The following is a 236-nucleotide window of genomic DNA, read 5'->3' on the forward strand; positions in this document are numbered from 1 at the left end:
TAGAAATTATTCCTCTTGGCGGCATCGGCGAATTCGGTATGAACTGCATGGGAATTCGCTCAAACGGCGAGATGATCATCATCGACGCCGGGATGGGCTTTCCCGAAGAAACGCCGTTCGGTATCGATATTTCGATTCCGAATTTTTCGTTTCTCGACGAATACAGGGACGAGCTGACGGCGCTCATCTTGACGCACGGGCACGAAGACCACATCGGCGCGCTGCCCTTTCTTTTG

At 52.5% G+C, this 236-nt stretch carries 1 protein-coding gene; it reads left to right on the forward strand.

All coding sequences use genetic code 11. The annotated features are described in order from the left end of the window. Positions 1–236, forward strand: a 236-nt coding sequence (locus ACKX14_RS16440) for an MBL fold metallo-hydrolase (RefSeq protein WP_422449510.1), incomplete at both ends; no start/stop codon positions are given.

This window comes from Thermorhabdus hydrogeniformans (assembly GCF_049310025.1).
GTDB lineage: Bacteria > Bacillota > Thermosediminibacteria > Thermosediminibacterales > Tepidanaerobacteraceae > JBJYKD01.